Consider the following 2,650-nt stretch of genomic DNA (forward strand, 5'->3'; position numbering starts at 1 on the left):
CGGTAATCAAAATAATTGATTACCTCCTACTCGATTTTATAAATAAGAAAAATTAACTTGAAAAATATGTATAAATTAAGTAAAATGTAATAGAAAAAATAGAAAAAAGTAGAAAAAAGGGATAAAATATTCTTTTATTTAATAATATTACATGGTACTCTTTGGTAGCCTGGTTTGTTGTTTTAGGCGCATTAATATTAATCAATGAGTTTGCTAGAAAAAGTAAAGTATTTTCAGTGATATTATGTGTAGTTATGCCAATAGTACTAACAGTATTTGTATGGCCTCATACTGCAGGGGAAGGATCTAGTACAGGAACATGGTTTCATTGGGTAAAGGTATATTCTGCATTAGCTGGATGTCTTATTTTTATGGGAATTAGGTATTTTAAATCTTGGAAGGATAATAAGTATATTCTGATGCTTCCAGCAATAATTTTAGCAGTTAATATATTAGAAGCAGTAGTAAGAGATTTTCAGTGTTATTGATATGCTGAAGGAATTGTTGATGGAGTATGGATGCTTGGTGGACCTTGGAATATAATTAATGGTATTGCAGGAATATTAAATATTCTTACTATATCAGGATGGGTAGGAATATTTGTAAGTAAGGATAGAAGTAGAGATATGATATGGCCAGATCAGCTATGGTTTTGGATTATAGCATATGATTTATGGAATTTTGCATATGTATATAATTGTGTGTCAGATCATTCATTTTATGCAGGAGCAGCCTTACTAATTTCATGTACCCTTCCATTAATATTTATTAAAAAATGAGTTTGGATACAAAATAGGGCTTATACTTTAGCAGCTTGGATGATGTTTACAATGACATTCCCTAGCTTTGTGGATACATCAATTTTTGCCGTGCAATCATCACATAATGCTAAAGCACTTTTAATAGTGAGTATTATTTCACTTCTTTCAAATATAATTGTATTTATATATCATTTCTATAAAATATTTAAATATAAGAGAAATCCATTTAAAGAAGATGTTCACTTTGATCTAAAAGCGTATAAGAATGTAATAGAAGAAAACAAAGAAGTATGTAATAAATAACATATAATAAGGTATTCTTAAAAAATAATTTAAGGATACCTTATTCTTCTCTATTATTAAGAATCAAAATTTCTATTTGGGCAAAGGCTTGAACTCTAAGAGAATTAGCTATTACGCTAAGAAAATAAGCAGTTGCAATTAGGTTGTAAGGGCCTAAATCATAATTTTCTTCAGTAACTTTATTTCTAAAAGCTTTCTCCGCAACTCTTTTTGAAGCTACTATAAATAATAGTATATAACCTGTAAGAACAAGTTCCTGCCCATATAAGGTTACACTATCTGGGATATAGCCAGTATTATTCCTATCTAAAGCTTCTAATATATCTAAATTTGCACCAACTACAAAAATAGAATAGCCATAAAGCAAAAAAAACAGACCTATTTTTTCTAAGTTTGCTAAATCAATATCTTGTTGCTTTATTAATTGTTCAAAATTATTATTGTTTTCAGAAGTTTCATTAGAATCAGAAGTTTCATTAGAATTTGTAGTGTTTTTTTTATCCTTCAAAATCAAATTCTCCTATGAAGCAGTATAAAATAATATATGATTAAAATAAGAAAAGGTTATTTTTTTAGATGTGTATTTAATAGGATATATATAGTTTGACAACCATATGTAAGAAGAATAAAATATAGTTTATATTGAATTCAATAGATAAGAGGTGATTACTATGGGAAGCTGTAATAGTTGTCCAAGTAAAGGAACATGTGGTAAAGATGAACAAAGTTGCGGAATAGTAAATAATCCACAAAATAAAATTAAAAATATAATTGGAGTAATGAGCGGTAAAGGCGGAGTTGGTAAATCAACAATGTCAGTTATGATAGCAAAAGAGTTAGCAGCTAGAGGGTATCAAGTAGGAGTTTTAGATGCTGATATAACAGGACCTAGTATACCAAGGTTATTTCATATAGAAAATGAAAGAGCTAGGGGAACTGAACAACTTATTTATCCAGTAGAAACTGCTGAAGGAATTAAAGTAATGTCTTTAAATCTAGTGGTTGAAAAAGAAGATGAAGCTGTGATTTGGAGAGGTCCAGCTATTACAGGAATAGTTAATCAGTTCTGGACAGGAGTATACTGGGGAGAGCTAGATTACTTAATAATAGATATGCCACCTGGAACTGGTGATGTACCACTAACAGTAATGCAATCAATTCCTATAAAAGGTGTTGTAATGGTATCTATACCTCAAGATATGATATCTATGATAGTATCAAAGTCAATTAATATGGCTAGAAAAATGAACATAGAAGTACTTGGTGTTATTGAAAATATGAGTTATATACAATGTCCTGACTGTAATAAGAAAATTAGAATGTTTGATGGTGAAAACACAGAAAAATTCTTAAAGGATATGAATGTAGATTTATTAGGAGAGCTTCCTATGCATAAATCAATTGTAAATTATAGCATTGCAGAACAAAATGAAGATATTTTAGATTTATTTGATCCTATAATTGAGAAAATAATAAGAAAATGCAAAAAGAAAATAATCCTATAAAAAAGGCAGCTTTATAAAGCTGCCTTTTTTAAAATTATGAATTATGAACTTAGTTAATGATGAATTATGAATGATGAGTGA

Annotated in this window: 2 protein-coding genes and 1 pseudogene; 2 read left to right on the forward strand and 1 reads right to left on the reverse strand. The window is 28.8% G+C overall.

The window, feature by feature from the left end; all coding sequences use genetic code 11:
- Positions 1 to 128 precede the first annotated feature (128 nt).
- A pseudogene (locus Q5O44_RS10335) lies at positions 129 to 1,064 on the forward strand (DUF5692 family protein).
- 40 nt (positions 1,065 to 1,104) lie between these two features.
- Here Q5O44_RS10335 and Q5O44_RS10340 read toward each other — a convergent pair.
- Entirely contained in the window at positions 1,105 to 1,572 is a 468-nt protein-coding gene (locus Q5O44_RS10340; protein ID WP_022168345.1) for a hypothetical protein, read from the reverse strand.
- A gap of 163 nt (positions 1,573 to 1,735) precedes the next feature.
- Between Q5O44_RS10340 and Q5O44_RS10345 the strand changes: the two genes are divergently transcribed.
- A complete protein-coding gene (locus Q5O44_RS10345) occupies positions 1,736 to 2,569 on the forward strand; it encodes an Mrp/NBP35 family ATP-binding protein (RefSeq protein ID WP_022168346.1) in 834 nt (277 codons plus the stop codon).
- Positions 2,570 to 2,650 lie beyond the last annotated feature (81 nt).

It is taken from the genome of Clostridium sp. CAG:221, from assembly GCA_000435835.1.
Classification (GTDB): Bacteria; Bacillota; Clostridia; order Clostridiales; family Clostridiaceae; genus Clostridium.

Coding starts and splice junctions, on each gene's coding strand:
- Q5O44_RS10345 (WP_022168346.1), top strand. CDS start 1,736: ATGGGAAGCTGTAATAGTTGTCCAAGTAAAGGAACATGTGGTAAAGAT.